Source organism: Providencia sp. PROV080 (assembly GCF_033688105.1).
Lineage (GTDB): Bacteria > Pseudomonadota > Gammaproteobacteria > Enterobacterales > Enterobacteriaceae > Providencia > Providencia zhejiangensis.
On record NZ_CP096347.1, the window covers coordinates 136,483 to 162,638 of the forward strand.

The 26,156-nt window shown below is 52.1% G+C and carries 28 protein-coding genes and 9 pseudogenes; 24 read left to right on the forward strand and 13 right to left on the reverse strand.

Annotation, left to right across the window (positions count from 1 at the left end; translation table 11 throughout):
* Positions 1–67: 67 nt before the first annotated feature.
* The gene (locus M1F03_RS19555) at positions 68–688 is read right to left on the reverse strand and encodes a hypothetical protein (protein ID WP_142351763.1); all 621 of its coding nucleotides are present in this window, start codon (positions 686–688) and stop codon (positions 68–70) included.
* A gap of 737 nt (positions 689–1,425) precedes the next feature.
* Between M1F03_RS19555 and M1F03_RS19560 the strand changes: the two genes are divergently transcribed.
* Together M1F03_RS19560 and M1F03_RS19565 are read left to right on the forward strand one after the other, a co-directional pair.
* Positions 1,426–1,590, forward strand: a complete 165-nt coding sequence (locus tag M1F03_RS19560; RefSeq protein WP_154590091.1) for a hypothetical protein — start codon at positions 1,426–1,428, stop codon at positions 1,588–1,590.
* A 184-nt stretch (positions 1,591–1,774) separates the two neighbouring features.
* Positions 1,775–1,934, forward strand: a pseudogene (locus tag M1F03_RS19565) (resolvase); the annotation flags it as partial.
* A gap of 56 nt (positions 1,935–1,990) precedes the next feature.
* Here M1F03_RS19565 and M1F03_RS19570 read toward each other — a convergent pair.
* Positions 1,991–2,149 (reverse strand): annotated as a pseudogene (locus tag M1F03_RS19570) (DUF6500 family protein).
* Positions 2,150–2,249: 100 nt separating this feature from the next.
* On the opposite strand from M1F03_RS19570, the pseudogene M1F03_RS19575 reads away from it, so the two are divergent.
* Together M1F03_RS19575 and M1F03_RS19580 are read left to right on the forward strand one after the other, a co-directional pair.
* Positions 2,250–2,471 (forward strand): annotated as a pseudogene (locus M1F03_RS19575) (integrase core domain-containing protein); the annotation flags it as partial.
* 358 nt (positions 2,472–2,829) lie between these two features.
* Positions 2,830–3,039, forward strand: a pseudogene (locus tag M1F03_RS19580) (integrase core domain-containing protein); the annotation flags it as partial.
* A 49-nt stretch (positions 3,040–3,088) separates the two neighbouring features.
* Here the strand turns inward: M1F03_RS19580 and M1F03_RS19585 are convergent.
* A complete protein-coding gene (locus tag M1F03_RS19585; protein WP_032489477.1) occupies positions 3,089–3,976 on the reverse strand; it encodes an extended-spectrum class A beta-lactamase SFO-1 in 888 nt (295 codons plus the stop codon).
* A 132-nt stretch (positions 3,977–4,108) separates the two neighbouring features.
* On the opposite strand from M1F03_RS19585, the gene M1F03_RS19590 reads away from it, so the two are divergent.
* Positions 4,109–4,984, forward strand: a complete 876-nt coding sequence (locus M1F03_RS19590) for a LysR family transcriptional regulator (RefSeq protein ID WP_032492461.1) — start codon at positions 4,109–4,111, stop codon at positions 4,982–4,984.
* 702 nt (positions 4,985–5,686) lie between these two features.
* A complete protein-coding gene (locus M1F03_RS19595) occupies positions 5,687–6,037 on the forward strand; it encodes a hypothetical protein (RefSeq protein ID WP_058671248.1) in 351 nt (116 codons plus the stop codon).
* Between the two features lie 332 nt (positions 6,038–6,369).
* Here the strand turns inward: M1F03_RS19595 and M1F03_RS19600 are convergent.
* Positions 6,370–6,504 (reverse strand): annotated as a pseudogene (locus tag M1F03_RS19600) (transposase); the annotation flags it as partial.
* A 185-nt stretch (positions 6,505–6,689) separates the two neighbouring features.
* Positions 6,690–7,859 (reverse strand): annotated as a pseudogene (locus tag M1F03_RS19605) (Tn3 family transposase); the annotation flags it as partial.
* Between the two features lie 205 nt (positions 7,860–8,064).
* Here M1F03_RS19605 and M1F03_RS19610 point away from each other — a divergent pair.
* The 5 genes and pseudogenes from M1F03_RS19610 to M1F03_RS19630 form a co-directional block, all read left to right on the forward strand.
* Positions 8,065–8,358, forward strand: a pseudogene (locus M1F03_RS19610) (thermonuclease family protein); the annotation flags it as partial.
* A 12-nt stretch (positions 8,359–8,370) separates the two neighbouring features.
* Positions 8,371–8,592: a hypothetical protein gene (locus tag M1F03_RS19615; protein WP_204511152.1), complete on the forward strand. Its 222-nt coding sequence runs from the start codon at positions 8,371–8,373 to the stop codon at positions 8,590–8,592.
* A gap of 1 nt (position 8,593) precedes the next feature.
* Positions 8,594–8,866: a hypothetical protein gene (locus M1F03_RS19620; protein ID WP_204511150.1), complete on the forward strand. Its 273-nt coding sequence runs from the start codon at positions 8,594–8,596 to the stop codon at positions 8,864–8,866.
* 349 nt (positions 8,867–9,215) lie between these two features.
* Positions 9,216–9,986: a TraX family protein gene (locus M1F03_RS19625; protein WP_058671244.1), complete on the forward strand. Its 771-nt coding sequence runs from the start codon at positions 9,216–9,218 to the stop codon at positions 9,984–9,986.
* Between the two features lie 131 nt (positions 9,987–10,117).
* On the forward strand, positions 10,118–10,444 hold the full coding sequence (locus M1F03_RS19630) for a hypothetical protein (protein ID WP_058671243.1): 327 nt from the start codon (positions 10,118–10,120) through the stop codon (positions 10,442–10,444).
* Here the strand turns inward: M1F03_RS19630 and M1F03_RS19635 are convergent.
* A complete protein-coding gene (locus tag M1F03_RS19635) occupies positions 10,419–11,225 on the reverse strand; it encodes a DUF4225 domain-containing protein (RefSeq protein WP_058671242.1) in 807 nt (268 codons plus the stop codon). The genes M1F03_RS19630 and M1F03_RS19635 overlap by 26 nt on opposite strands.
* Before the next feature lie 82 nt (positions 11,226–11,307).
* Between M1F03_RS19635 and M1F03_RS19640 the strand changes: the two genes are divergently transcribed.
* Entirely contained in the window at positions 11,308–11,448 is a 141-nt protein-coding gene (locus M1F03_RS19640) for a hypothetical protein (protein ID WP_272572979.1), read from the forward strand.
* Positions 11,449–12,104: 656 nt separating this feature from the next.
* On the opposite strand, the pseudogene M1F03_RS19645 reads toward M1F03_RS19640, so the two are convergent.
* Positions 12,105–12,245: pseudogene (locus M1F03_RS19645) on the reverse strand (replication initiation protein); the annotation flags it as partial.
* Between the two features lie 279 nt (positions 12,246–12,524).
* Entirely contained in the window at positions 12,525–13,529 is a 1,005-nt protein-coding gene (locus M1F03_RS19650) for an IS110-like element IS5075 family transposase (RefSeq protein WP_000427619.1), read from the reverse strand.
* A gap of 227 nt (positions 13,530–13,756) precedes the next feature.
* On the opposite strand from M1F03_RS19650, the gene chrA reads away from it, so the two are divergent.
* The 5 genes and pseudogenes from chrA (at position 13,757) to M1F03_RS19675 (ending at position 16,674) form a co-directional block, all read left to right on the forward strand.
* The gene (gene chrA, locus M1F03_RS19655) at positions 13,757–14,962 is read left to right on the forward strand and encodes a chromate efflux transporter (protein ID WP_000184001.1); all 1,206 of its coding nucleotides are present in this window, start codon (positions 13,757–13,759) and stop codon (positions 14,960–14,962) included.
* 10 nt (positions 14,963–14,972) lie between these two features.
* Entirely contained in the window at positions 14,973–15,278 is a 306-nt protein-coding gene (locus tag M1F03_RS19660; RefSeq protein ID WP_000130000.1) for a PadR family transcriptional regulator, read from the forward strand.
* 43 nt (positions 15,279–15,321) lie between these two features.
* Positions 15,322–15,387: pseudogene (locus M1F03_RS19665) on the forward strand (EAL domain-containing protein); the annotation flags it as partial.
* A 117-nt stretch (positions 15,388–15,504) separates the two neighbouring features.
* Entirely contained in the window at positions 15,505–16,269 is a 765-nt protein-coding gene (locus M1F03_RS19670; RefSeq protein WP_001389365.1) for an IS6-like element IS6100 family transposase, read from the forward strand.
* A 165-nt stretch (positions 16,270–16,434) separates the two neighbouring features.
* On the forward strand, positions 16,435–16,674 hold the full coding sequence (locus M1F03_RS19675; protein ID WP_031942717.1) for a hypothetical protein: 240 nt from the start codon (positions 16,435–16,437) through the stop codon (positions 16,672–16,674).
* A gap of 87 nt (positions 16,675–16,761) precedes the next feature.
* Here M1F03_RS19675 and mphR(A) read toward each other — a convergent pair whose 3' ends face one another.
* The 4 genes from mphR(A) to M1F03_RS19695 form a co-directional block, all read right to left on the reverse strand.
* Positions 16,762–17,346, reverse strand: coding sequence for a macrolide-binding transcriptional repressor MphR(A) (gene mphR(A) / locus M1F03_RS19680; RefSeq protein ID WP_001137892.1), 585 nt, complete (start codon positions 17,344–17,346; stop codon positions 16,762–16,764).
* Positions 17,346–18,584 carry a macrolide resistance MFS transporter Mrx(A) gene (gene mrx(A), locus M1F03_RS19685; RefSeq protein ID WP_000004159.1) on the reverse strand — a complete coding sequence of 413 codons (1,239 nt, stop codon included), beginning with the start codon at positions 18,582–18,584 and terminating at the stop codon, positions 17,346–17,348. Before mrx(A) ends, mphR(A) begins: the two co-directional genes overlap by 1 nt.
* Complete coding sequence (locus tag M1F03_RS19690; protein ID WP_000219391.1) at positions 18,581–19,486, reverse strand: Mph(A) family macrolide 2'-phosphotransferase; 906 nt, start codon at positions 19,484–19,486, stop codon at positions 18,581–18,583. Before M1F03_RS19690 ends, mrx(A) begins: the two co-directional genes overlap by 4 nt.
* A gap of 121 nt (positions 19,487–19,607) precedes the next feature.
* Positions 19,608–20,312, reverse strand: coding sequence for an IS6-like element IS26 family transposase (locus M1F03_RS19695; RefSeq protein ID WP_001067855.1), 705 nt, complete (start codon positions 20,310–20,312; stop codon positions 19,608–19,610).
* A gap of 232 nt (positions 20,313–20,544) precedes the next feature.
* Between M1F03_RS19695 and aac(3)-IId the strand changes: the two genes are divergently transcribed.
* Both aac(3)-IId and M1F03_RS19705 read left to right on the forward strand, forming a co-directional pair.
* Positions 20,545–21,405: an aminoglycoside N-acetyltransferase AAC(3)-IId gene (gene aac(3)-IId / locus M1F03_RS19700; RefSeq protein WP_000557454.1), complete on the forward strand. Its 861-nt coding sequence runs from the start codon at positions 20,545–20,547 to the stop codon at positions 21,403–21,405.
* A 12-nt stretch (positions 21,406–21,417) separates the two neighbouring features.
* The gene (locus M1F03_RS19705; RefSeq protein WP_000587837.1) at positions 21,418–21,960 is read left to right on the forward strand and encodes an AAA family ATPase; all 543 of its coding nucleotides are present in this window, start codon (positions 21,418–21,420) and stop codon (positions 21,958–21,960) included.
* A 577-nt stretch (positions 21,961–22,537) separates the two neighbouring features.
* On the opposite strand, the gene M1F03_RS19710 is transcribed toward M1F03_RS19705, so the two are convergent.
* Positions 22,538–23,653, reverse strand: a complete 1,116-nt coding sequence (locus M1F03_RS19710; RefSeq protein WP_000946102.1) for a phosphoadenosine phosphosulfate reductase family protein — start codon at positions 23,651–23,653, stop codon at positions 22,538–22,540.
* Between the two features lie 143 nt (positions 23,654–23,796).
* On the opposite strand from M1F03_RS19710, the gene M1F03_RS19715 reads away from it, so the two are divergent.
* The 5 genes from M1F03_RS19715 (at position 23,797) to M1F03_RS19735 (ending at position 26,150) form a co-directional block, all read left to right on the forward strand.
* Positions 23,797–23,925, forward strand: coding sequence for a hypothetical protein (locus M1F03_RS19715; RefSeq protein WP_002210560.1), 129 nt, complete (start codon positions 23,797–23,799; stop codon positions 23,923–23,925).
* Positions 23,922–24,530, forward strand: a complete 609-nt coding sequence (locus M1F03_RS19720; RefSeq protein ID WP_000849071.1) for a hypothetical protein — start codon at positions 23,922–23,924, stop codon at positions 24,528–24,530. The genes M1F03_RS19715 and M1F03_RS19720 overlap by 4 nt, the downstream gene beginning before the upstream one ends.
* Before the next feature lie 4 nt (positions 24,531–24,534).
* Positions 24,535–25,056 (forward strand): hypothetical protein, encoded by a 522-nt coding sequence (locus tag M1F03_RS19725; protein ID WP_000393785.1) that lies wholly within the window; start codon positions 24,535–24,537, stop codon positions 25,054–25,056.
* Positions 25,057–25,058: 2 nt separating this feature from the next.
* Positions 25,059–25,580, forward strand: a complete 522-nt coding sequence (locus M1F03_RS19730) for a hypothetical protein (RefSeq protein WP_000805800.1) — start codon at positions 25,059–25,061, stop codon at positions 25,578–25,580.
* 96 nt (positions 25,581–25,676) lie between these two features.
* Positions 25,677–26,150: a hypothetical protein gene (locus M1F03_RS19735; RefSeq protein WP_000057877.1), complete on the forward strand. Its 474-nt coding sequence runs from the start codon at positions 25,677–25,679 to the stop codon at positions 26,148–26,150.
* The last annotated feature ends 6 nt before the right edge of the window (positions 26,151–26,156 follow it).

Here is a 26,156-nt window from a genome sequence, read left to right on the forward strand (position 1 = left end):
TCACGTTTCGCCATTGTAATTTAATTGCATACCCTTCACTCTCATTGGTTATATATACATTGAATTATCAATGTATATAATAATCGCAATTAAGTTGATAGAGGCAACTCCTCAACTCTCTATTTGTCATTCCAATTTTTTTTGCCAGTCGATCTAAAATAATATATTCACTCATATATTTAAGCCTGTTCCTGCATGGGAGTAAAGGGTTATTGAGGAAGTTAAAAAAAACTTTTAATTCATGCTCCGTAAATGACGGGAGATAATCTAACTCTTTCTCAAAGAAGTTCTCAGACTTTAATTTACATAAAATGCTGGGAAGATTTTCATTTTCAGAAATAATTCTGATGGTATTATTAAGGCTTTTATAAATATACTGTAAGCCAAAAGCATTAAGAGGCATTAATAAAAATAAGTCAATGTATTCCTTGAGCAAACTAAGTCTTTTTAAAAAAAAAGGCAACTCCCTAGGACCATTACTTCCACAATCAAAGGTAACAATGACAGTTTTTCTTTTGATCTCTTCATTTAAGAATAAACAACGATAAATAACTGATTCAATATCAGATGGTTCCTTGAAAATCCTTACATTTGAAAACAAACCTGATTCTAAACATAAATTGTACAACCCATACCCAGAAAGATTATCATGGCTTAGAATAAATACATCATGACAAGTATGTTTCATAAGTCACCAATATATCTTTTTTTAAATGATACCCATTAGCGTAAAAGCAGTCAACTTAGTAGAGGGTTTTAAAAATTTTCAATTTCATTATACATATCCTATTAAAAATAAAGTTAATGCCGTCATTCATAGATAAGATTTGTATACTTTAAAAGTATGAAAACATGCTCTGCGTCAATTTTTAAACAGCAGCAATAAGAACAAATCCAATCTGGACAAACCTCTTTTCGTGATTAAAGTCACAAAATAAATTACAGGGACTTAATTATAGTTAACATTATACAACTGCTAATAATGATTAGATGTTATTAATCATATCTGATTATTAATGGGATGATTATTTTTTATTCCATGGTTTTATTCAATACCATCGAAACAATCTTTGATTCATAACTAATCTTTTCCATGCATAGCTGTAACGGCTCGCAATCTGCCAGTGTACCTCGCCATGTGGTAACGGGACGAGCACATTTATCTCTCCTATCCGGCGTCAGCCATCGACTAGCCTTTCTGATGATGGCTTCGCGGCATATCCTCACCGCCATAACAGCCTGGCGGCTGCAGTATTCCACGGTCAGCCTGACCCGTTATAGGGCGAGGCGTACAGGCTCTGGGTATATCGGTAACGAACTGCTGGAGCAGTACCCGGCCGCTAACGACGATCTGCCGTAGGCTTCGTAATAAATTATCAGGGACATATACAACTGCGTGACGATCTGGCTGCGCTATCCAGCACCATGAGCGACTTGCGCCTGCATATTCGAGCTCTGGAAGTTAAGTATCACGACGGATGTCCCGCGCTGGTTGATGCGCTGGTCGCTGATTTCCTGCGCAATCTCAACGAGCAGTATCTGACGGTTTACATGCGCGTACTGGCGTTCAGCGGCTGTTTTCACGACTGACTGCGATCGGACGGTTTACGGCACGCTAACGCGGAGATACGCCCCGATTAAGGCTTACTCTGGACCACTCCGACGACTCACATAACCTTCTTCGTGGCTTAAATTGGGATTGTTCAAGCTTGGCAGGGTGAGAGATTATTACGGCTTACGCCGTAATGCTTTTTTCATCCTCACTTCGCGGAATAAACACGCACATAATATGTGGAAATATCAGGGTAAACAGGCTGACTAGGAGCGGTACGAGAAAGTTCTGTATTAAAAAACTAAGTATCCGCGAAACAGCCGATGCGACAGGTTACAGTCCCTCTCTGATATGTACGATTTCAGTTACTGCAAAGGAAAACTCTGTCAGCAGTGGAGTAGTTAAGTTACAACTATATTACAAAAGGGATATGATTTTTCAGGCTTTTTCAAAGTGATCCAGCTTCATCTCCATGATCCACCATTCGGCTACTTACATGAGTAATTCCGGGTCATCATTCTTGTTGGCAAAAAAAGCATAAAATGACACGCCAACATCATCCCCTTTTGCCGCTGTCTTAGCTTCACATACCTTCACAATCTTCGCTCAAATGCTGGCTCTCATTATCTTTCTCTTATAGTTGCTGAGGACACATGCTCTCAGACGCTGTCGAATGGGCAGAATTGGTTAAAGATCCTCACGCCCGGGAACCCCAACGGACAATGCGACTGTGGAGTCGTTCAATGGCAGGCTACGGCAGGAGTGCCTGAATGAAAACTGGTTCATGTCGCTGGAAGATGCCCGGTCCAAAATCGAGGCTTGGCGCATACACTATAACCAGAAGCGTCCCCATTCTACTCTGGGATGGATGACCCCGTCCGAATTTGCAGAAAAATCTGTCGGTTGCCAGAATATGTAACCAACATGAAGCCGGTTATTCCTGATTATGACTGGAGCATATTCGGGGGCGGGGTCAGAAGCCGGATATTCCTAATTATGAATGGATCACATACTGGGAGCGCGTCAATATGAAGACATTACTATCATCGGTGTGTATGAATCAACGGGGAGAAGGTCAAAGGAAACCGGAGCGACAGAAATAGCAAAGATGATAAGTATCGCACGTTCCACGGTCAATAAAATCATCGAAGAGTCGAAAATGTGAATGTCGGCAGTCGGTTTTTTTAAAAGGTCAATATAATGAAAATAAAAGATTTTTACCGACCACGTTAGCATTATCGTGGAAATGTGCGCGAAACCCTTAATGCGACAAAGCCTATCAGAACGCATTGGCGGAAAAGGTCAACGAGATACTGAAGACGAAGTTTTTGCTGTCACGCCCGGCAGATCTGTAGCAGGCAAGAAAGATGGTGAGGGAATCAATAGCAATTTACAACAGAGTTCAGCCTCACTAGGCACTAAAATACAAAACGCCCGATACGGTGCATCAGGCGTTTTACAGGCATAAAAGTGTCAACCTATGCTAGGACTAGTCAGTCGAAATCCCGGCGCAGATACGCGGTGCATATCCCTGATTCAAAGCCCTTCGGTGACAATTTTAGCGGCAGCAGCCAACACGTCTTTGCGGGCTTCTGCATTCTGCTGTGGCTGAGTGAAATAGGTTACCAACACCAACGGTGCGTGGTTCGCTGGCCAAATCACGGCGATATCGTTAGTGGTACCGTAATCACCACTGCCGGTTTTATCACCGACCACCCACGTGGCTGGCAGACCTGCGCGAATGCTGGCTCCGCCGGTAGTGTTCCCCTTCATCCATTCAACCAGTTGAGCACGCTGTGGTTCACCCAGCGCCTTGCCCAAAGTTAGGGTTTGCAGGCTTTTTGCCATCGCCAGCGGCGAGGTAGTGTCACGCTTATCGCTGGGAATGGCAGTATTTAAAGTAGGCTCGGTACGATCGAGACGAAAGGTTTTATCACCAATAGTACGCGCATACTCTGTCACTTTTGCCGGGCCGCCAAGATGCTCAAGGATCTTGTTCATCGCCGTGTTGTCACTGTACTGGATGGCGGCGGCACTGAGCTCTGCAAGGGTCATCCCGGTATCCAGGTGTTTTTCGGCGATCGGGTTGTAGTTGACCAGATCGGATTGTTTGATTTCCATCCGCTTAGCCAAAAGATTTTTATCCATCTCGCTCTGTTTTAACAACGCCGACACCGCCATCACCTTGCTAGTGCTACACATGGGAAAACGTTCATCCCCACGATACAGGATCTGCGAATTATCGGCGGTATCGATCAGCGCCACGCCAAGGCGGCCACCGGAGTTTTTCTCGAGCTCGGACAGTTGCTGCTGAATATTCGCTTTGGCATTAGCGGATTGAGCCCATAATGGTGCGCTACCGAACAGCAGCGGCATAACCGTAGCGACCATCAGGGTGGTTTGACGTAATGTATTTTTAACCATGTTTTGCCTCACATAAAATGGATTAACTCAGCGGGTTGTTCTGCAGATGGCGAGAACTATCTTCTTTTAGACCGTTATTGACAAGCGACAAGAATTTTCTCTAACATAAAGAAAATCTTTTGGATAATACCTATGCGTTCTAACCCTCCCCTGAATGCTCTACGTGCTTTTGAAGCCTCTGCCAGACATTTGAGTTTCACTCGGGCAGCGCTGGAGCTCTATGTTACCCAGGCTGCCGTTAGCCAACAGGTTCGGCTGCTTGAAGAGCGCCTGGGCATGGTGCTGTTTAAACGATTACCCCGTGGTTTAGAAATGACAGAGGAATCACGGGCGCTGTTTGCCGTGTTAACCGACGCCTTTGGCCATATTGAAAAAGCCTTCCGGCAGTTTGAAGGGGGGCAGTTCCAGGAGGTGCTTACCGTGGCTGCCGTCGGCACTTTTGCCGTGGGCTGGCTGTTACCACGTCTCGATCGGTTCAGGCAAGAGCATCCTTTTGTCAAACTGCGGCTGCGCACCAACAACAACGTTGTTAATCTGGCCGCCGAAGGGCTTGATTTCGCCATCCGTTTTGGCACGGGTTTGTGGCCATCAACCCATAACGAGATGCTGTTTAATGCTCCGCTGACCGTATTGTGCACGCCAGCTACGGCTAAGCGGCTCGTTACCCCAGCCGATCTGCTGCAAGAGGATTTACTGCGTTCTTACCGTGCTGAAGAGTGGGAAAACTGGTTTGCTGCCGCTGGCTTGCAGGCTGTGAGAGTGAATGGCGCCATCTTTGACTCATCCCGTCTGATGATCGAGAGCGCTATCCATTCCGGCGGTGTGGCATTAGCCCCAGCGAAAATGTTTGTCCGGGAGCTAACCACCGCGCAGCTGGTGCGCCCATTTGCTACCGAAATCAATATGGGCAGTTACTGGTTAACCCATTTAAAATCGAAAGCAATGACCCCGGCGATGGAAATATTTAGCGAATGGTTACTGAAAGAAGCGGCAGAAGATAATACGTAGGGGCGCAGCATGCTGTGCCCCTCGGGTTTCCAGACTTATTGCTTGTGGTGAGTCAGGCGGGTAGCAAAAAAATGGTTTTTCGGAAGAAATGCGGGCTTCCGAAAACAAACAGAGACAGGACATGTCCGTTCAAACATTCAGGAACAGGTAACGGGATTTAACGGAACCTGAATGCCCCCCGATAACTGTCATCATCTTGGCTGAAGACACAGGTATTAGGGGAGCCAAAAGCAGGCGCGTTGCCTGTGATGGATTATGTTGTAACTAGAGTCCTGAGTTGCTGTAGGATATATCACTGAAGGTATTGAATAACACGCCCGTAAGCAGCCCTTACGGCTCGCTAACGCGGAGATACACCCCGACTGCGGCTTCGCCTTGTCATGAGCACTCCGACGGCTCACAAAAGCTTCTGTATCGCTTTTAGCAGGTTTATGTCTGGCAGGGTACAGGGATGGATTGGCTGAACCTATCAAACCTGTAACAGGCTGCGCCGGGTTAGGGTGCCAATCACCAATAAAGCTATATTCAGCGTTGGCTGGCACCTCCATGCCGCTAAGCGGCATTCAAATAACTGGATGCGCACTGCTCGGCAGTTTATATTAGGGACTCCTGAGTGCTGCCCTTTCGTCTTTTCACCAACAAGCATTTGCTTTATTCTTGGGAAAGTATTTCCGACAGTGACAAGTTTGGAGGCAGATTGCCATGCATCGACTTTACACATACCTTTGTGCTATCCATGCACTGCCGTCATCGGTAAAAACGGTCAATAAAACGGAAACCCTCAAGCGATTCTCTGAAGGGGAAAACACGATAGAAGAGTGCGAAATCCTTTACGTGTTTAATAATGACGTTCAGATTTTATATAGAATGGAATCCGAAACCTTCCAATCGAATGACGTTTGTCATGAGTGTTGGGTCAGTTATGATGTGGTACATGATGGCGGATACGCCATTTCACCGCAGAAAAAGCAGTTTTATAATCGTTGCCAAGAAAATTTCTGGCTGAAAATGCAGGCTCAACTTGATGGGAAATATAAAACACCAGCCTCTTGATGGTTAGGAAAATGAATCATCGTTATTAAAAATATCCTTACCATGAATGGTATCGTTGGGTGCTAATGCAATTTGTGCCGATAAAATGTGGTTTTCGGTGCATTTCTAGCCTGAAAGACGTTTTTCAGACTCACTTATCCCGCAGCCTGTGACATGTGACAGAAGCCATCGTTTCCGGTCAATGCTGTGCATCTGCCACTAACTCCGTGGCGTGTCAGCCAGCCTATGCACCGCTGAAGCGTAGCCGATTGCCGTACAGAAGGCATTTATTCGGATCCGTGTGCAGGAACCCTTTACGCGGCGAAGCCCGGCTGCTCCGTTTATTTCCGCGCCTCCATCTGCAGAGCCTCATACACTTTTGGCAGCAGTTCGCACCGTTTCCGGTTGGACAAGAAGCCATAGTAGCGGACCTTCTTAAAATTCTTTGCCGGGATATGACTCATATAGCGCCCGAGCATCTCTTCCTGTGTCTGCGTCTGCTGCCGGTAATGCTGAGATACAGTCCGTCAGCAGTCCTAACCTCGACGTACTCACCCCAATCTCGCACATGAACACAGAGGTGCTTTTAGCGTGTACGCCTTTGCAGCTTCCGTATTAAGTTCCCTGGTATCACTGATATAGGTGTTCTTAGCCGGAACCCCAGATTTTTCCGTTACCCCAGTTTCAGCCCCGCAACCAGTGCATCTAGGTCAATAATTTCATTGTTACTCTTGAAGGTGTAATGCCCGTTCAATAAAATATACTGCCAGGCTACCGGTGATATCCGGGTCAGTGCCTCAATACCCTTGTTGTTGCCTTCTGCTTCCAGCAGTTCCAGTAATCGTGAAAGGATCTCGGAGTTGTAATAAACGCTCTCGTAGCAGATCAACTGCCCGCACTGATTGCAGATTTCCGTTTAAAGGTCATTTTTCCCGGTTAGCTCCTTCTTTCTACCGACTTTGGCGACTGCAGCGCGCAGCTAGTGATACGATTCAATCCGGTTCTGGGAGCGACGTATATCGCGTTCCAGCTGCGGATCTCGCGAATACTTCAGCGTGTAATGCTGCGAACAAGCCGGTCATATTCAAATACTGCCTGTCTTGTCGGGTTAGTTGTTGTGTGAGTACACAGTTTGCAGAACAGCGTTCCCTGCGTCATTTCCTTCAGTCCTAGCGTGGCGACAATACGCTCGAGATTGCTTTTTTCCCCGGGTGATAAGGTCCAGGTCAATTTGCCCGACGGGCTGAATCAGACATCGAGGGTTCTCTGGTGCAGTACAGCACCTGCAGCTGCCTGTTCAGGTCGGTGAAATGAGGTTCAAAGCACAAGCCAAACCAGTGCAGGATCGCAAAGTTGGCTTTGTTGATGCTGTGCATATCACCGGTGATGGCTGTGGGTTTCACCTCTGAGGTATTGCGATACCAGATATCAAAAACATGGTGACCTTCATAGTCATTTGTACCAATCAGATAGCCATAGATCGGGATGTGGTTACACAGCAGCATGTAGGCTACCATACCTTTACCGCAGCCGAAATATTTACGCGAATACCTGGCTTTACTGTCTGTCGTTCAACGCCAAATTTTTGCCCGTCAACGGCACCATAAAGGGTTTCCGGGTCAAACGAATAGAGCGGGAAAATCGGCAGTTCCTTAACGGTATCTGTAATGCATTCTTTGGCTGTGAGAAGCGACGCCAGGCGAAGGTACTGTTCGTACATTGTTTCCAGAACATGGAACGGAATATCGCTGGTTCGTGCCATCACGTGATGACCATGATTCATCGCCTGAGCAACGATGACCGCTATCAGGCTGTCTGCATCAGCGTATTTTTTTGCATAACGAATAATGAAACGGAAGTTTTGCTCGCTGGTCCTGTTCGTTGTGTCGTTTTCGGCCAGTGCAGATATCAGTGGCCGGATTGTGCGCGTCCTGGACGGTGATACCGTTGAGATGCTTGAGCCGGGAAAACAACTGACGCTCATTCGCCTGGCTGGCATCGATGCGCCGGAAAAGAGTCAGCCCTTTGGCTAGCGTTCCCGTCAGGAACTCTCATCGATGGTGGCTCAGCGGCATGTAAGCGTCACCGGAAGTGATAAGGATCGCTATGGACGTTTGCTCGGCACCTTGTGGCTTGGCGTGACGGCTGTGAATGCCGAACAGATACGCAAAGGCCTGGCCTGGACATACCGCTACCACGGAAAACCCGCCCGGCCAGACTACGCTGTTCTGGAGGCTGAAGCCCGCCGTCAGTCAGTCGGACTCTGGTCAGAACCAGGTCAGACAGAGCCCTGGCGCTGGCGTAGTCTGCATCAGGATGGGCTAAAAAAGAATAATGATTAAGGAGATTTCTGAATGACGTTAAAATTAACAGAAAGCAAGCTGGAAAACCTTGTTGATACTTTAAATGCCATTATATGTGGTGAAGTAAATATTACGCGTGAGCAGCGTGAAAATATGGTCAGGACGGTTGCAATTCTGGGAGGCTTAACGGAACGACAGCGCCTCATCACTGCGGAAAAAGAAGCTAAAACGCAGGTAAAAGAAGAAAAGAAAAAAACCACGCCTTCCGGATGAAGTGTTTCCGCGTTCAGGAAAACCGTGGGCACCGGAGGACCTGGACCTTATTCATTCGATTATTGCTGATATTTCGGATGACAGAATCGATGATCATATACTCTGGCTGTCGAAGAAACTGCAGCGCACCCCTTATGCCATCACCCTGAAAATTGTCAGTGAAGGCCGTATGAACGAGGAATGGGCTAAAGGGTGGAAGCCTGCCGCAAAATCTATTTGTGCGGATTTTGCTCTGGTCAGGGCAAAGACTTCAGCAAACAATACAGATAATTAATGAACGTTCGTCACTCATATGAAATGAGTTGATAAATTAACTAAAATTTATAACGTTAATATGAATATTTTATCAAGAATTTTCCTGCTCAACTAAATATAATATTCATGCAGCCGATAATAAGAGTGTAAGAAAGGGGGCGGTGTGAACGATTTTCATATTTTAAGTATTTGTATTCAGAATAAGGATGTGGCAGGCGCAATGCGCGTGCTGTGTGATAAATCAGAATTTGCGGTGCGCAAGATTCTGGAGAAACTAAAGGTCAGGGTCACAACGCAAACCGGCAGGGCATTCTGGCATTATGTTCAGGGCTGGCTGTTAACCGCGTGTCGCCAGGGGAATCTACAGCATGAATCGTTCAGTACCCGACGTTCTTCCCACAATCCGGAATGCCAGCCAGCTCAGTCCCGCTGCTCTCGATATGGCCAAGCTCCTCGCACTTCTGGCCATGATTATCGACCACACCAATACGGTGTTTCTGTCGCCAGCCTGGCCGGTGATGTATGCGCTTGGCCGGATGGCCTTCCCCCTGTTCACGCTTATATGGGCGATGAACGTACAGCGCACCCCGGAACGACTGCAGAAGAGAGCCAGTCGCCTGTGGATCTGGGCAGTCATCACTCAGCCGGTGTTCAGCCTGGCCTTCTGGCATCACCAGCCCTGGTGGGCCCTGAACATTCTGTTCGTGTTTGCCGGCGTCACGCAGCTGATTGCCCTGCAGTACCAGCACGGCCTGAAAGGAATGTTTGCGGGATATCTGCTCCTGGCCCTCATGATTTGGCCCCTGCAGCCGGCAAGCTACGGGCTGGCAGGAATAACGCTGGCCATCAGTATGGCAACGGTTTCTGGCAGCGATACACCCGGAGTGCAGCGGCTGGCAGCCATCACTGCCGTGCTGTCACTGATTTGTTTAAACGGGTTATCGCATCTCCTGGATATGCCCGCAGAAACATTATTACTGGCCACGCTGCCTACTCTGGCATTCCCCCTAGCAGTGGTTTCATTCTGCAGGCAAATCTGTCCGGAGGGCCGCAGGCGTTTCATGCCGCGTAATTTCTTTTATTATGCTTACGCCGGCCACCTGGGGATTATTGGTCTGGTACAGTCTGCTTTTGGCTGACTTAGGATGACGTGATGGCTATCAGTGAGAAAGAGCTGATAGCCCGTAACCACCTGAGAGGTTATCGGTCGGGCTTAACTGGTTATTAGCGCAGGGCATGTTAAACTTCCCGCAGGGAAAAGGAGAGAAGCATGAACCATGAAAGTGATCTGACGAACCACGGCTTCAGTGAAGAGGACATTGTCCGGCTGCGGGCCAGTTCAGCTAAAACGGGTACGGAGATGGATACCCTACTGAACGATCTGGCAAACCGTTTTAAGGCCCTGATATGGGTGCTGTCAGTCATGTTACTGATTTTTGTGGCCACACTTTTGGCTGGCTCGAGGATGCATGCCATTTCCTTTGGCGTGGCTATTCTTGTTCTTGGCACTCTGTTTACGATTACCATGCCTTTGAAGCTGGCCTATAAATCATGGCATTACCGCCGGAATCTCATTTCCCAGCGTCATCAGAAGTGATCAGATCGAAAACAACCTTAGCCTTTACCCCCCATCCCACAATTTTCATTGTCAGTTTGCCCCGGGACATGGTGTCGATTTTCCGGTAAAAATCGGTGCTTATATAGTTAAACAGACGCCATGTTCCAGGTCTGGCCATTAATCCATAGACACTGTAGATATTGCCTGCAAGCGCGATCCCGTTGTATATCCCCAACCCTGTTGACGGTTCAAATCCCATGAATTTAGCGATATTCATGGCACCATCACCAAACATACCCTGCGTGTCAGGTTCATTCAGGAACTGACGACCAACTTCACGGGTTATCGTGTTGGCCGAGTCGACAATCAGAATAGCCCCGGCAAGAACGCCAACGGGGGTCATTGAGGAAGTCAGCACGAAGCCAAATACGCCCTGCATACCTGCCAGCACCACTTTAATTCCTGAGATGACATAACCGACCATCCGGTCTTCATCCCTGACGTATTTGATCTGGGCATATAGCTTCGCATAACCGGTCTGGAGCTGACGGCTCTGCTCAAGCAGACTGGTGTTTTCGGCCTGCAGGTTACGCAGGCAGGTCATGCACTCTTCGTCAGACTTTGCCCGCCGGGCACGCTCAAATTCGCCATTAATGACAGATTTAATTTCATCGATGAATTTGAGACGCGTCAATCCATCCCCCAGATGTCGGGCGCCAACAATATTAGCGGTATTGACGAGTTTGCGGGCCTCCAGATTAATCATGGTTTCTGCCCAGACTCGTGCCTGGCTTTTGTTTCCCGGAAGAATTATATCCATTTTTCTCATCCTGATTGAAAATTACCCATTAAAGCTTATCGCGCTCCCGGATTTAGGCAACCCTGCTTTAAAGGGTAAATGTATGCCGCGAAGCGGCATGGAGACGCCAGCCGGAGCTGAACCGGGTGATTCTGGTGAGGGGCGTCGTAACCGGCATCAGCCGTTACGGATTGATAGGTTCTGCCAATCCCATCCCTTTCCCTGCAAAGCTATACCCGCTTAAAGCTTTCCGATTGCTAATGTGCGCGGTCGGAGTGAGCCCGTCGAGGCCAGAGGCCGCTGACGGGCTGTATCTCCGCGTTAGCGCCGTGAGGCGCTTACGAGCGTGTACAGCGGGCTTGCCGCGACGCTAACTGCAGCTGCTTTGATTTCTAGTTACAACATCCCTCTTAAAGCGAGGGTGTTCCGGCCCTTTGGGCCGGGGCGGCGTCGGTTTAGCAGGGGTCAGGTATGTATGCGGTGCCTGGTTCTGGCGAGAACGGGGCCCGGCGCTTGCGACGGGAGGTACTTTTGATTTCCTTCTGAGCGCGCGGCCGTGAGGCCGCTGCACGCGAAGGCATTTTACGTTATCCACAGAGTGGCCGTAGACAAAGATCTACTCTGGAATGTAATGAACAGAGAGATAAAAAAGGTGAAGTAAGACTGTTTTGCGGAATGTCTTTTATTCATTTCCGGGTTACTCCACTTATTCGTTTGCGGATTTCTGTGTAAAAAAAAGAGACTGTGGCCATTGCGGGCCATAACGACCGGCAGAACGTCATGGTGACCGGAAGACGAAAGGAGTGAAAGATGAAAAATGAGCATAATGGCCGAAAAAATCCAGCACGAAAAGCCCCGGTGAGGGGCCTGTAAACAGGAAGACTGCTGTGTCGTCTGTGACTAGTCCGGTGGAGAAAGCGCCAGATCCAGCTGGTAAAGATGCTGGATAGCCAGAGCCTTCAGGCGCTCAGATGTGCACCAGTACGCTTCGTCAGGCGGCAGGGTGCGGTAAATCCATTCAGACATTGCATGGAGTCGTTCATGGGGTCGTCTCAGAAAACGGAATCTATGGTCACTCCCGTTTTTGCAACACCGATTTTGACGACAAGTTGGCTTGCTTGAATCTATCCGGCGTCTGAATGGGATTTTATTCCCGCGCCTCGATGAGTTCCGCGCCTGATGAACCTCCAGAAAATATACGGCTTCAATGAGCCTTTCCGTTTTACAGGTTCCTCAACAGGCCGGTGGGCCGTTAGTATCATCAATATCAGTATTCGCAAAACCAGATGAATGATTGTTTAAACTGGTGTATTTCTGCCTTTATGCTTCGTAAGTTTGCTGTCGCGCCGTCAGTGCCCAGGCTATTCTGGCCAGCTTGTTTGCCAGAGCACAGGTGACGACAAAGTTGCTTTTCCGACACAACAACTCCCTGACCCAGTCGGCCAACTTGCCAGACTGGTGTTCCAGTTTTTGTATGAATACCCTGGCACACTGAACCAACAAAGTTCGGATCTTTTTGTTGCCCCGCTTGCTAATCCCTAACAATGTCGTCCGACCTCCCGTGCTGTACTGTCGGGGTACCAGCCCTGTTGCCGCCGCAAAGTCACGGCTGCTGGCGTACTGCTTCCCGTCGCCAATCTCAGTTGAAATAGTACTGGCAGTCAGCGTTCCAACGCAGGGAATACTCAGCAAGCGCTGTCCAACCTCATCTTCGTCCAACTTTCGTTTCAACTGAGATTCCAGATCTTTAATCTGCTCAACAAGATAGTGATAATGCTGTTGTAATTTCAGCAGTAACTGGCTGAGATAAAGAGGCAAACTACTGTCCTCAAGAAGGGTACTCAGTCGACTAATAACGGCAGCACCTCGCGGAACGCTGATACCAAATTCCAGCAGAAAAGCATGCATCTGATTAGTTGTTTTCACCTTATCCTGAACCAGGGATTCACGGACACGATGCAGAGCTCGCATTGCCTGCTGAGATTCGGTTCTGGGCTGCACGAAACGCATAGATGGACGTGATGCTGCTTCACAGATAGCTTCAGCATCAACGAAGTCATTTTTGTTGCTTTTAACGAATGGGCGGACAAATTGCGGTGATATCAGCTTTGGAAAATGCCCTAACTCTTCCAGCTTGCGTGCCATAAAGTGAGAACCGCCACAGGCTTCCATCGCGATGGTTGTTGCCGGGCATGTCGCCAGAAATTCGATTAGCTTTGGTCGGGTGAATTTTTTACGGTAAACGGCCTTCCCACGATGATCCTGACAATGAATATGGAAAGAGTTCTTACCCAGATCGATACCAATAAGCGCAATGTTTTCCATGATGGTTCTCCGAATGAAAGCCTGTCCTCAGCATAGTACTGGGAAGGAGGGAGTGACCATCTCATTAAATAAAGCACGCTAAGCCGTAAGTAAGCGTGCTCCTGTGAAAGCCACAGCTAAAACTGCGTAGTACACATAGAGGTATTTTTTTCTAGATTTATATCGAATTTCGTTATCGAATTTCGCTTATTATTGATCAACTCGTTGCAGATCATGAAGGCGAAAGTATGACGAATAACCCTACCGATGACAGCAGACCATGGTCGGTCTTTCTTATTTTTCTGCGGCTTGGATTGACATCTTTTGGCGGCCCCATTGCGCACTTGGGCTACTTCCGCGCCGAATTTGTCACACGGCGGCGCTGGCTCTCCGAACGGAGCTATGCTGACTTGGTCGCGCTTTGTCAGTTCTTGCCAGGGCCTGCAAGCAGCCAGGTCGGCATAGCGGTAGGACTGTCTCGGGCTGGATACAGCGGGGCGCTGGCTGCTTGGGCTGGCTTCACGCTGCCGTCTGCCATAGCCTTGATCCTTTTTGCGCTCGGCATCTCCAGCTATGGCGATTACGTCTCGCAGGGCGCGTTGCATGGCTTAAAAGTGGTGGCTGTGGCCGTGGTCGCTCAAGCAGTATGGGGCATGGCGCGTAACCTATGCACGGATGGGCTGCGAGTCACCATCATGGCAATTGCTACCTGCGTCGTTTTACTTGTGCCGTCCGCGTGGGGACAGGTTGGCGTGATTGCTATCGCAGGCATCGCAGGCCGGTTATTGTTCAAGCCAGCGAAAGTTGTTGAGCATGACCCCCTACCTATCACGGTCAGTCACCGGGCCGGCGTGCTTTGGCTCTCGCTGTTCTTTGTCTTGCTGATTGGCCTGCCGGTGTTGGCCGAACTGATGCCAAGTCAAACCATGGCAATGGTGGATTCCTTCTATCGTGTCGGATCACTGGTGTTCGGCGGTGGTCACGTTGTGCTGCCATTACTGCAAGCCGAAGTGGTGCCCTCCGGCTGGGTCAACAATGAATCCTTTCTCGCGGGGTACGGGGCAGCTCAAGCGGTGCCCGGCCCTTTGTTCACGTTCGCCGCGTTTCTTGGTGCCTCGATGAACACCGCCCCGTCGGGCTGGATCGGCGGCATTGTGTGTCTGCTGGCTATCTTCGCGCCCTCGTTCTTGCTGGTCGTCGGATCAATGCCATTTTGGGAGCGTTTGCGCCGCAATACAGGCATCCAAGCTGCGCTGGCCGGGATCAATGCCGCTGTAGTCGGCTTGCTGCTGGCCGCGCTGTATCAGCCTGTATGGACTAGCGCCATCTTTCAGCCGCAAGACTTCGGCTTGGCATTAGTTGCCCTTGTCGCACTTATGTTCTGGAAGCTCCCGCCGTGGCTGGTTGTCCTCGGTAGCGGTGCAGCTGGGTGGCTGTTGAGCGTCGCTCTGTGAGGCACAAAAAATGACTGACAAAGACCTCTACGGCGGTTTGATCCGCCTGCACATCCTTCACCATGCAGCCGAGGAACCTGTCTTTGGGCTGGGGATCATCGAAGAGCTACGCCGACACGGCTACGAGATGAGCGCTGGCACCGTGTACCCGATGCTGCACGGCCTGGAAAAAAAAGGCTATCTGACCTCACGCCACGAACGCACCGGGCGACGTGAACGGCGTGTTTATGACATCACTGAACAAGGCAGAACTGCACTTGCTGATGCGAAAACAAAGGTCAAGGAGCTGTTCGGAGAGTTGGTAGAAGGTGGTTGAGTTTTTGCTTCTATGTCAGGTTGAGCTATACCCTAACTGGATTGTCATTTTCAGAAGACGACTGCACCAGTTGATTGGGCGTAATGGCTGTTGTGCAGCCAGCTCCTGACAGTTCAATATCAGAAGTGATCTGCACCAATCTCGACTATGCTCAATACTCGTGTGGGCTCTGTTGCAAAAATCGTGAAGCTTGAGCATGCTTGGCGGAGATTGGACGGACGGAACGATGACGGATTTCAAGTGGCGCCATTTCCAGGGTGATGTGATCCTGTGGGCGGTGCGCTGGTATTGTCGCTATCCGATCAGCTATCGCGACCTTGAGGAAATGCTGGCGGAACGCGGCATTTCGGTCGACCATACGACGATCTATCGCTGGGTCCAGTGCTACGCCCCGGAGATGGAGAAGCGGCTGCGCTGGTTCTGGCGGCGTGGCTTTGATCCGAGCTGGCGCCTGGATGAAACCTACGTCAAGGTGCGGGGCAAGTGGACCTACCTGTACCGGGCAGTCGACAAGCGGGGCGACACGATCGATTTCTACCTGTCGCCGACCCGCAGCGCCAAGGCAGCGAAGCGGTTCCTGGGCAAGGCCCTGCGAGGCCTGAAGCACTGGGAAAAGCCTGCCACGCTCAATACCGACAAAGCGCCGAGCTATGGTGCAGCGATCACCGAATTGAAGCGCGAAGGAAAGCTGGACCGGGAGACGGCCCACCGGCAGGTGAAGTATCTCAATAACGTGATCGAGGCCGATCACGGAAAGCTCAAGATACTGATCAAGCCGGTGCGCGGTTTCAAATCGATCCCCACGGCCTATGCCACGATCAAGGGATTCGAAGTCATGCGAGCCCTGCGCAAAGGACAGGCTCGCCCCTGGTGCCTGCAGCCCGGCATCAGGGGCGAGGTGCGCCTTGTGGAGAGAGCTTTTGGCATTGGGCCCTCGGCGCTGACGGAGGCCATGGGCATGCTCAACCACCATTTCGCAGCAGCCGCCTGATCGGCGCAGAGCGACAGCCTACCTCTGACTGCCGCCAATCTTTGCAACAGAGCCCGCCGTGCTAGTCTGCTCGGTGATGGTGGAGTGAAGCCAACCCGCAATCGGGTTATGAATCTGCATCGCGATTCGCAATCAGCTGTCTCTTGAGCATGTCGAACTCCTGCGATGTTATCTCGCCGTGCTCGTGCTGCTACACCAACTTGTCCAACTCATCCGCCACACCGCTCCCCACCACCTGCGATGGCCAGGTTGTTTGCTGGGCGCATTGGCGGAGTATCGTCTCGACCCGGGACACCCACACCGGCACAACCTTACGGGAGTGATTCACTGTCAAAGAATCGGCCCGGTGCTCTGACGCAAGTATCGGGATGGTCACCATTTGTAAGCCGTAGACCTGAGTGGTGATCAAGACTTCGATACCACCGACCGTACCGGTACTAATCGACGACGGTCGTGTTCGTCGCCTGCCGCAGGGACTCTGCACACCTCCGTTTACGCATGTGCCTGGAGGAGTTGGAAATCGTCGTGTTCGGGAAACATTAAACACAGGATGGCAGCGATCTGAGCCAGCACATGATCAGCTAGCTCACCATCCGGATCGACGGCCCACTGCATCGTCGCGCCAGCGATGACCGAGTGCAGGAGCAACTCAGCTGCCGCAGGAGCACCTGGGGGCAGTCGCTTGCGGATCCCCTCCACCACCGCGCGGTTCCGCTGGATCGCAAGCGTGCGTAGCTCCGGCACCTGGAGCTCGTACCAGGAGATGAGATAGTTCACCGAGAAGTCGTTGCGAGTGTTCATGCTCCGAACGAGCACCTGCAAAAATTCCCAGAGCCCTTGCGGCCCTGCGCCTATCGGTATCGCATTCAGGTAATGCCGCACCTGCTCGACGCCGCGCTCCATCATCCTCACCAGCAGCGTATCGCGGTTGGTGAAGCGCTGGATTAACGCTGCGCGGGAGAGCCCCACCTCCTTTGCTACTCCGCTGAGCGTGAACTCTATGGGACCGCAACGCTTCAGCACTACGGTGGCGGCCTCGAGTACCTCGTCATCGGACTTGAGCTTGGGGCGGGGCATCAGTGTTCACCTTCTGTATGGGTTGGGGCGGAGGCTGTGGCTGCCGCCGCCATTGTAGCAAATTGAAGACGGAGCGAGAGTAGAGCCACGAGCCCCGCAAACACGGCCGATACAACGAGGCCAGGGAGCGGACCAGCAAGGTCGACAAACGCGCCGGCCGCAAGCATAACCATGGGCGAGGCTGACAGCATCACCGCCGAGACCGTGCCGAGTACCCGGCCGAGAAGTTCTGGCGGCGTGCGGTTGTAGATGGCAGCGTTGAGAATGGGAGAGACTGAGCCGGTCAGCAGTCCCACGAGCGCGCCCAACAACATCAGCACCGGCACGCCTGGCAACTGTGAAAGCAGAAGCGAGCCCACCGCAGAGCCACAAAATGCCACCGCCAGCCAGTTCTGCGCTGATATCCGGGCGCCGACCGACGCATGAATGGCAATGCCAAGGAGACCACCAGCCCCCATCATTGAGGAGAACAGCCCGAGCTCTGCTACTTGGCGTCCTGCATCTACAAACAGCGCAGGCATGATGACGCTGCCGTTGGCGCCAACGATGCCCACGAAGATCATCACTATACCAAAGAGAGGGCGCAGCAGGGGTTCGCTCCAGAGAAAAGCGACGCCGGCGCGCATGGAGAGAGTCGCCGTCGTGGTCATCGTCCGAGCGGCACGCGCGGGAAGCACCCACGCGCCGAGCAGACCTGCAAGGACGGAGCAGAACGCCGTCAGCCCGAGCGTTGGCGCAGCGCCAAGCAGGCCGATTGCGGCCCCCCCAAGGGCCGGGCCACCTAGAATCGCGACGTTCCCGATCACCGCTTTCAGTGACGAGACGCGCTCAACGGAGAGCCCGGCGACGTGGCCGAGTTTGGGCAGCTCACTGTCCTGCGCGGCCATACCGGGTGCGTCGAACGCGGCACCGAGCACCACGCAAGCGATCAGCCCAGTGTTCGAGAGGGCGCCAACGGCATCGAGCAGTGGGATGCTCGCCATGGCCACGCCGCCCACCACACCCGAGATCAATGCGACGGGCGCGCGCCCGAACCGATCGACGAGGCCACCACCAACCCACGCGCCGATGATGGTCGCGATGACGCTGCTAGCGGCCGTGGCGCCCGCCCAGGCCGCGCTCTTTGTATGAGACAGGACGAACCATGGAAGCGCGAGGGCCGCCACCGCGTTGCCGATCCGGAAGAGAAAGGTCGCCGCGAACAGCGTCGCGAGCGGGCTATATCGACGTTCGCTCATTCCGCTGCGGCGAGCTGCGCCTTCGCCGCAGCGAGGTACTCTTCGTTACCCGAGTCGAGGGCGAAGAGTGCGTAGGTGACCGCCCCGAACGCAAGGCGCTCCGCGATGTGGTGGGCGAGCCGCGGCCACACCCGGCCACCGGCCGCTTCATACGTGAGGAGGAGCTTCGCGAGCCCCTCTTCACCAAAGACCATAAGGTGCGCGGCCATGTCGATGGCAGGGTCATCAACGCGGGCCTCGCTCCAGTCGATCATCCCGCTGACGCGCTCCGTGTTGTCGATGAGCACATGGCCCACGTAGAGATCGCCATGCACCACCACGGAGAAATCTGGCCACGACGAATCGTCGTCGAGCCAGCGCTGCCACCGGTGGAGGCGCTTGTCGTTCACCACGAACTCGCGTCGGACGCGGTCAACGTCGTCGGCCACCTTCTGACGGGCCTGCGTCGGTGTACGGATGAGCATCCCCGCATCCACGGCGGCGGAAATGGGGACGGCATGCAGGGCGGCGAGCGCGGTCGCGAAGCTCTCCGCGAAGACCTCCGAGTCCTGCGGCACGACCCAGTCGGGCGTGGACGAACCAGGCTGGATGACCATCGCAGTCGAGTCTTCGAGCATGGGATAGGCAACGAGCTCGGCGTTGGCCACGCGCCAGTCCGGCACCGCGAACGGCAGGCGATTCTTGAGCATTGCCAGCACCCGCGCCTCTGGTTCGACCTTCGCGCTTACCTCGGCTCGGCGCGGGATGCGCAGCACCCACCGACGTCCATCGTCGACGGTGGCGATCACGATCCTATAGTCGAGCCCAAGCTCATTGACAGTCAGCGGGCCATGGAGCTTGAGCCCATGTCGGGCTGCAAGTGCGTACAGTTGGGAGGTATCGGCGGTCGTGACTACGGTCATGATTCACTCCTGAGGGCTTGACGGGTTTAGCCACCTAAATGTAACAGTCACGTCGGTTATATTCAATCCGGCACTGTTGCAAAGTTAGCGATGAGGCAGCCTTTTGTCTTATTCAAAGGCCTTACATTTCAAAAACTCTGCTTACCAGGCGCATTTCGCCCAGGGGATCACCATAATAAAATGCTGAGGCCTGGCCTTTGCGTAGTGCACGCATCACCTCAATACCTTTGATGGTGGCGTAAGCCGTCTTCATGGATTTAAATCCCAGCGTGGCGCCGATTATCCGTTTCAGTTTGCCATGATCGCATTCAATCACGTTGTTCCGGTACTTAATCTGTCGGTGTTCAACGTCAGACGGGCACCGGCCTTCGCGTTTGAGCAGAGCAAGCGCGCGACCATAGGCGGGCGCTTTATCCGTGTTGATGAATCGCGGGATCTGCCACTTCTTCACGTTGTTGAGGATTTTACCCAGAAACCGGTATGCAGCTTTGCTGTTACGACGGGAGGAGAGATAAAAATCGACAGTGCGGCCCCGGCTGTCGACGGCCCGGTACAGATACGCCCAGCGGCCATTGACCTTCACGTAGGTTTCATCCATGTGCCACGGGCAAAGATCGGAAGGGTTACGCCAGTACCAGCGCAGCCGTTTTTCCATTTCAGGCGCATAACGCTGAACCCAGCGGTAAATCGTGGAGTGATCGACATTCACTCCGCGTTCAGCCAGCATCTCCTGCAGCTCACGGTAACTGATGCCGTATTTGCAGTACCAGCGTACGGCCCACAGAATGATGTCACGCTGAAAATGCCGGCCTTTGAATGGGTTCATGTGCAGCTCCATCAGCAAAAGGGGATGATAAGTTTATCACCACCGACTATTTGCAACAGTGCCGTTTACTCATATATACTTTAGATTGATTTAAAACTTCATTTTTAATTTAAAAGGATCTAGGTGAAGATCCTTTTTGATAATCTCATGACCAAAATCCCTTAACGTGAGTTTTCGTTCCACTGAGCGTCAGACCCCGTATAGTGTTTTGCAGTTTAGAGGAGATATCGCGATGCATACGCGGAAGGCAATAACGGAGGCGCTTCAAAAACTCGGAGTCCAAACCGGTGACCTCTTGATGGTGCATGCCTCACTTAAAGCGATTGGTCCGGTCGAAGGAGGAGCGGAGACGGTCGTTGCCGCGTTACGCTCCGCGGTTGGGCCGACTGGCACTGTGATGGGATACGCGTCGTGGGACCGATCACCCTACGAGGAGACTCTGAATGGCGCTCGGCTGGATGACGAAGCCCGCCGTACCTGGCTGCCGTTCGATCCCGCAACAGCCGGGACTTACCGTGGGTTCGGCCTGCTGAATCAATTTCTGGTTCAAGCCCCCGGCGCGCGGCGCAGCGCGCACCCCGATGCATCGATGGTCGCGGTTGGTCCGCTGGCTGAAACGCTGACGGAGCCTCACGAACTCGGTCACGCCTTGGGGGAAGGATCGCCCGTCGAGCGGTTCGTTCGCCTTGGCGGGAAGGCCCTGCTGTTGGGTGCGCCGCTAAACTCCGTTACCGCATTGCACTACGCCGAGGCGGTTGCCGATATCCCCAACAAACGGTGGGTGACGTATGAGATGCCGATGCTTGGAAGAGACGGTGAAGTCGCCTGGAAAACGGCATCGGATTACGATTCAAACGGCATTCTCGATTGCTTTGCTATCGAAGGAAAGCCGGATGCGGTTGAAACTATAGCAAATGCTTACGTGAAGCTCGGTCGCCATCGAGAAGGTGTCGTGGGCTTTGCTCAGTGCTACCTGTTCGACGCGCAGGACATCGTGACGTTCGGCGTCACCTATCTTGAGAAGCATTTCGGAACCACTCCGATCGTGCCTCCGCACGAGGCCGTCGAGCGCTCTTGCGAGCCTTCAGGTTAGAGGCCGTCGACAATGATAATCTGGATCAACGGACCTTTCGGCGCCGGAAAGACGACGCTCGCTAAGCGGCTGCGCGATCGGCGTTCCAAATCGCTGATCTTTGACCCCGAGGAAATCGGGTTCGTGGTGAAAGAAACGGTCCCCATGCCAGCGAGCGGAGACTATCAGGATCTCCCCTTGTGGAGGGGACTTACGATCGCGGCGGTCAGGGAGATTCGAAGGAATTACTCGCAGGACATCATCATCCCAATGACGCTCGTGCACCCGGACTATCTGACTGAGATACTCGACGGGGTAAGGCGGATCGACGATCAGCTGCTGCACATCTTTCTGACGCTCAACGAGGACCTATTGCGTCACCGGATCGCGAACCAGACCATGCATCCTGACCCGAATCGAAATGCGGAGATTCGAGAGTGGCGATTAGCGAATGTCGCCCGATGCTTGGCCGCAAGGGAACGGCTTCCATGCACAACCCGTGTTCTCGATAGTGGTGCACACACCAGCGATGAACTCGCAGCGATGGTGCTCGACGGAATCGATGGGCGCACCTGATCGCCTTCGACGCCTGCGCAAAGCGTAGCGCGAGGGTGGCGGGCTCACGACCAAACGCCCAGAGGTCGATCATCGCAGGGATGTTTGGCTTTGTGGTGCGGACGACGGGACTCGAACCCGTACTCTCACAGAGAAGCAGATTTTCGTACCACCTCGACTTTCGCCGCCGTCTGATGACGTTCGTGGTCTGGACTGTCCCTTCGCCATTGCCCGAAGGCTTTAGGCGCCGCCCGTCCAGTCTCTACACCTTCCCCCGAAGGGGCTTGGCTCGGGATTGGCTTAGGGTATTGCCCGTTAGCGTTCCCCGACTTTGAGCGGTTCTACTCCGCGGATTTCCCCGCGGGCACTCCAATTTTAAAGTCTGCTGCGTCTACCGATTTCGCCACGTCCGCCTTTTTTCGCCGTTCCTAGCGCTCGTGCGATGCACCTATGTTGCACCTAGCGCCGAATCGTTCTTCGTCATCCTGAAAAACCACGTCTCCTAAAGCCTTGCATAGCTTATCTTTTCTCCACCACGAACTTTTTTGTGGGATGGTAGAAAAAAAAACAAAATCCAACATTGCCACCTCTGCACAAATCAATCAGAACCACAGGCCTCTCGGCCAAATGCGCCACCAGGGAGAACCCACTTCTGCCCCTCCGGCACAAAAATCGGGAGCGTGTAATCTTCTCTGGATACCTGCTCCAATGCCTCAACATCACTAATCTGTATCGGCGCAACAGCAGAACCTAAATCTATTACGTCGATTTTTTTTCTTGATACCGTCACACCAAAGGTTTGTTCATACTGAGCAATTTTCCCAGCTCGTTCAGGCCAGTAGTGACGGATCGTGGACCAGATACGCTGTGAGTTGTAGATGCAGGTCATACACGACGACCGGCTCCAGCCAAGGCGATAAGGGACTGGGGCCAGGATGCGGTGACGCTCGATTACTTCCCATACCTCCTCCTCAGTCCAATGAAGAACGGGCCTCCAGGCATCAACTAACCGTGCAGTCTTCCCATATCTTCTGTCACAGGCATGAGCCTCAAGCTGGTTGTACTTGGATCTGTTTGCACTTTCCTCCCGGCGCTCACCAGTGATGAAAAGGATCTTCTTCCCCTTGAAGCGCTCCTGGTTATTAAGAGCTCTGCGGCCAACATCGATCTTCAAGGCTGATGAGCACCACCTTGTTTGGAGTGATGGCGATTGCTGAGGGAAACGAAGGCGCGTACCAGGCTTAGAGCGCTTATGGTCTCTAGGCAGCACCAGAAGCCCCTCAGGCGTCTCTACACGATGGGGGTGGCTATAGGCATTGTCTTTGAGCATTTCGCCCTCAAAGCCGCCCTCAAGCCACGAGAAGTACATTGGGATACCCAGTTCTTCCCCGAGCTGACGACAGTAATCACGCATGAAGGCCCAATCCATCAACGAACTGCCTTCCTGACCATCAACATCATGGTGCCAGAACTCCACCTTTGACTTATCAACACCCATGTCCACCAGCCGCAAGTACGCAGCAATCGAGTCTTTGCCTCCAGACAGGCAAACAATGATGTGATCGTACAAACTCAGGTCCACATCCGGAGCGGAGAAGTACGTTGTTCTATCGTCACAACGCTGACTGGAAGATATGCCGGTAAGAACCGACTCCAGTGATGGCAACACCACCTGGTCATCGAACAAATCTCCTTGGTTTTCTCGTCTCAACATAAGTCGCTCTTTTTTCTTTACTGGGTTGTTTTTATGATTTACAGTATTATAAAATGATACTGTGAAAAGTAAAGTTTTCAGAACGACTAATCACTCAGGAGAACTTGATAAGCACCAGAAAGCAATCTAAAGGTGGTTTTTCGGTGAGGTTAGTTCAGGGGCAACCTGCCGCTGCTGATTGGAAATCATCAAGAAGTGGCTTTTTGGTGGGGTTACGGTTTGAAGGGGTGAGTATGTGGGAACGTTGCACGGTTAAAGGGGGCCGCACATGAAAACGATAAAGCGGTTCATCGTATGGGTGAATTACGGTCTTGAGGGTTGGAGCATTTTCGGATCGAGCGATGACTGGGATGAAGCGGTATCCATCCGTTCGGAAGCGATAGACGAATGCAATATTGACGAGGAAGACATCATCTTGGCAGAAAACAAAAACGAGCTGGTGGTAAAACCTGCGGCCAAGCAAATGACGGAGTGGCACCGGGAACTGGAAGCCGTCCTTATGACCTTGGATGACTGCCAGATGGAATGTGACGGTATGACATGGGCAGTAAGCCACCTACTCAATGAAGCGGGTGTACCTCATGACTGCATGTATGGCTTTGTGCGAAACGAACAGACCAAGGACATCGTGACACCGCATTTCTGGGTTGTCCTGGATGATGGGTGGCTGGTGGATCTGAGGCTACGCATGTGGCTGGGCGATCACGACAACATTCCTCACGGGGTATTCCATCCCGATAACGAGCCAGGACTTTTCTACAAGGGAGACCCGGTTCAAAACCATAAAGGGATGAGACTGGGCAAAGCCGTCCTGGACATCATGACCGACGGAAAACTTTCACATGTGAAAGTTCCTGAACGACAAGACGGAGAGTAATAGCGTGGAATTTGATTACGACAAGTCAGTATCAAACGCACATCTTGAGGCCGCAGGCTGGGGTATGGATGCCTTTAACCACTCCAACCCATTTGAGAGTCATGTCATCTATGTGCGTGACTACCGCAACGATCACATCCGCCTGTTCACCATCAAGCAGGCTGACTTCGACACGATAAAGCTGCCGCTTCACCTTACCTCCGACATGCTGGCTTCGGTGATCGCTGAGTTCGTATCGAAGGCAGCAAAAGGGAAGTTGAATACGAAGGAGTCCGACACGCTGGCTCCTGCCTTGGTTGGCTATGCCAAATCAACAGAAACCTACCGGAGCTGGCGGAGAGTTTCTGGAGCAACAGAGCGATTGCATATGGTCATCAATATCTATGCGGGTTCTGAATTGCTGAGACCTTTCATCGCTCGGGCTCCTGAGACCGTCCTGACGACCCAAGAGCTACTGGTCTTCTCATCACAGGTTAAGAGCATGGATGTATCCAATCATCCAGAGTGGTTTAGGGGCCGGAGGTAGTCATGAAGCCAGTTCTCTGGATATTCGTCCTGATCATCGCCCCTTTCGTCATTGCGAAAGTGGACCAATGGCGCAAACGCGGCATTGGAGACACCTGGGCGTGGTGGAAATCAGAGAACATGCCTTATGAGCTGCGCTCGGCCACTCTGTTTTTGTCCGAACAGGACATATCAACCACACAGCCGGTGCCCATGCACGGCAGGGTTGATCAGGTGTACCAAACCAAGAATGGGGTTCTCATTCCCTTGGACACCAAGCTGCGCCAGGTAAACCACATCTATGAGTCGGACATTATCCAGCTCTCGGTTTACCGGGTAATTCTGTCACACAAGTACAAGGCACCCGTTGCCAAGTACGGCTATGTCCGAACCGTTGTTGAGACAGCGGACGGGGATAGAGTCCGTTACATCAAGACAAACCTTCTCAGCGAAAAAGAAGTGGTCAAGCTGTGGCACCGCTATCAATCCATCCGTTCTGGTCAGGTAAAAACCTCCTGTTCCTGTGGCGGAAAGTTTCACATGTGAAAGTTCTGGATTGAATCAGGGTTGCCCGAATTGGGCAGCTAGGCGGGGTTGCATTTTTGAAAAGTCCTGTACGCTGGTTGGTATAGGAGGTGAATAGTGGCCCAGCTTAAACATAACCGCTTCGTCATGTTGGGGTCCTTGGTAGCGACGGTCGTAGCTGCCGCCAATGGCTTGAGTTTTCTCACCCTTATGGCTGGTGGAATGACCCTTCTCCAGTTCATGGCTTGGAAGCAACAAGATGCTGTCCGGAGCCGGTTTAAAGCTGCGAAGGATGCGTTTGAAGCGTTGAACGTCATTGCGTTCGACAAGCACTGGGTAGGTTCAACCGCGACGGTCGCCAAAGTGTCGAACATGATCACTCCGCCCGAACGACTGGATAAGCCCTGGGCGGTGCAAGTTCTGGCCGTGACCAAAGGTGGGACGTGGTTCGCGGTGGATCTGCAAGTGACCGGCACTGACAAGGTTCAGATGCTTAGCCTCCACCAGCTTAGTGAAAAGGCGGCAAAGACCATGCTGGCCTTCGACCTCGAAGTGTATGAGAAATTTTTCGGAAAACCTGATGTTGCATGAGGACAA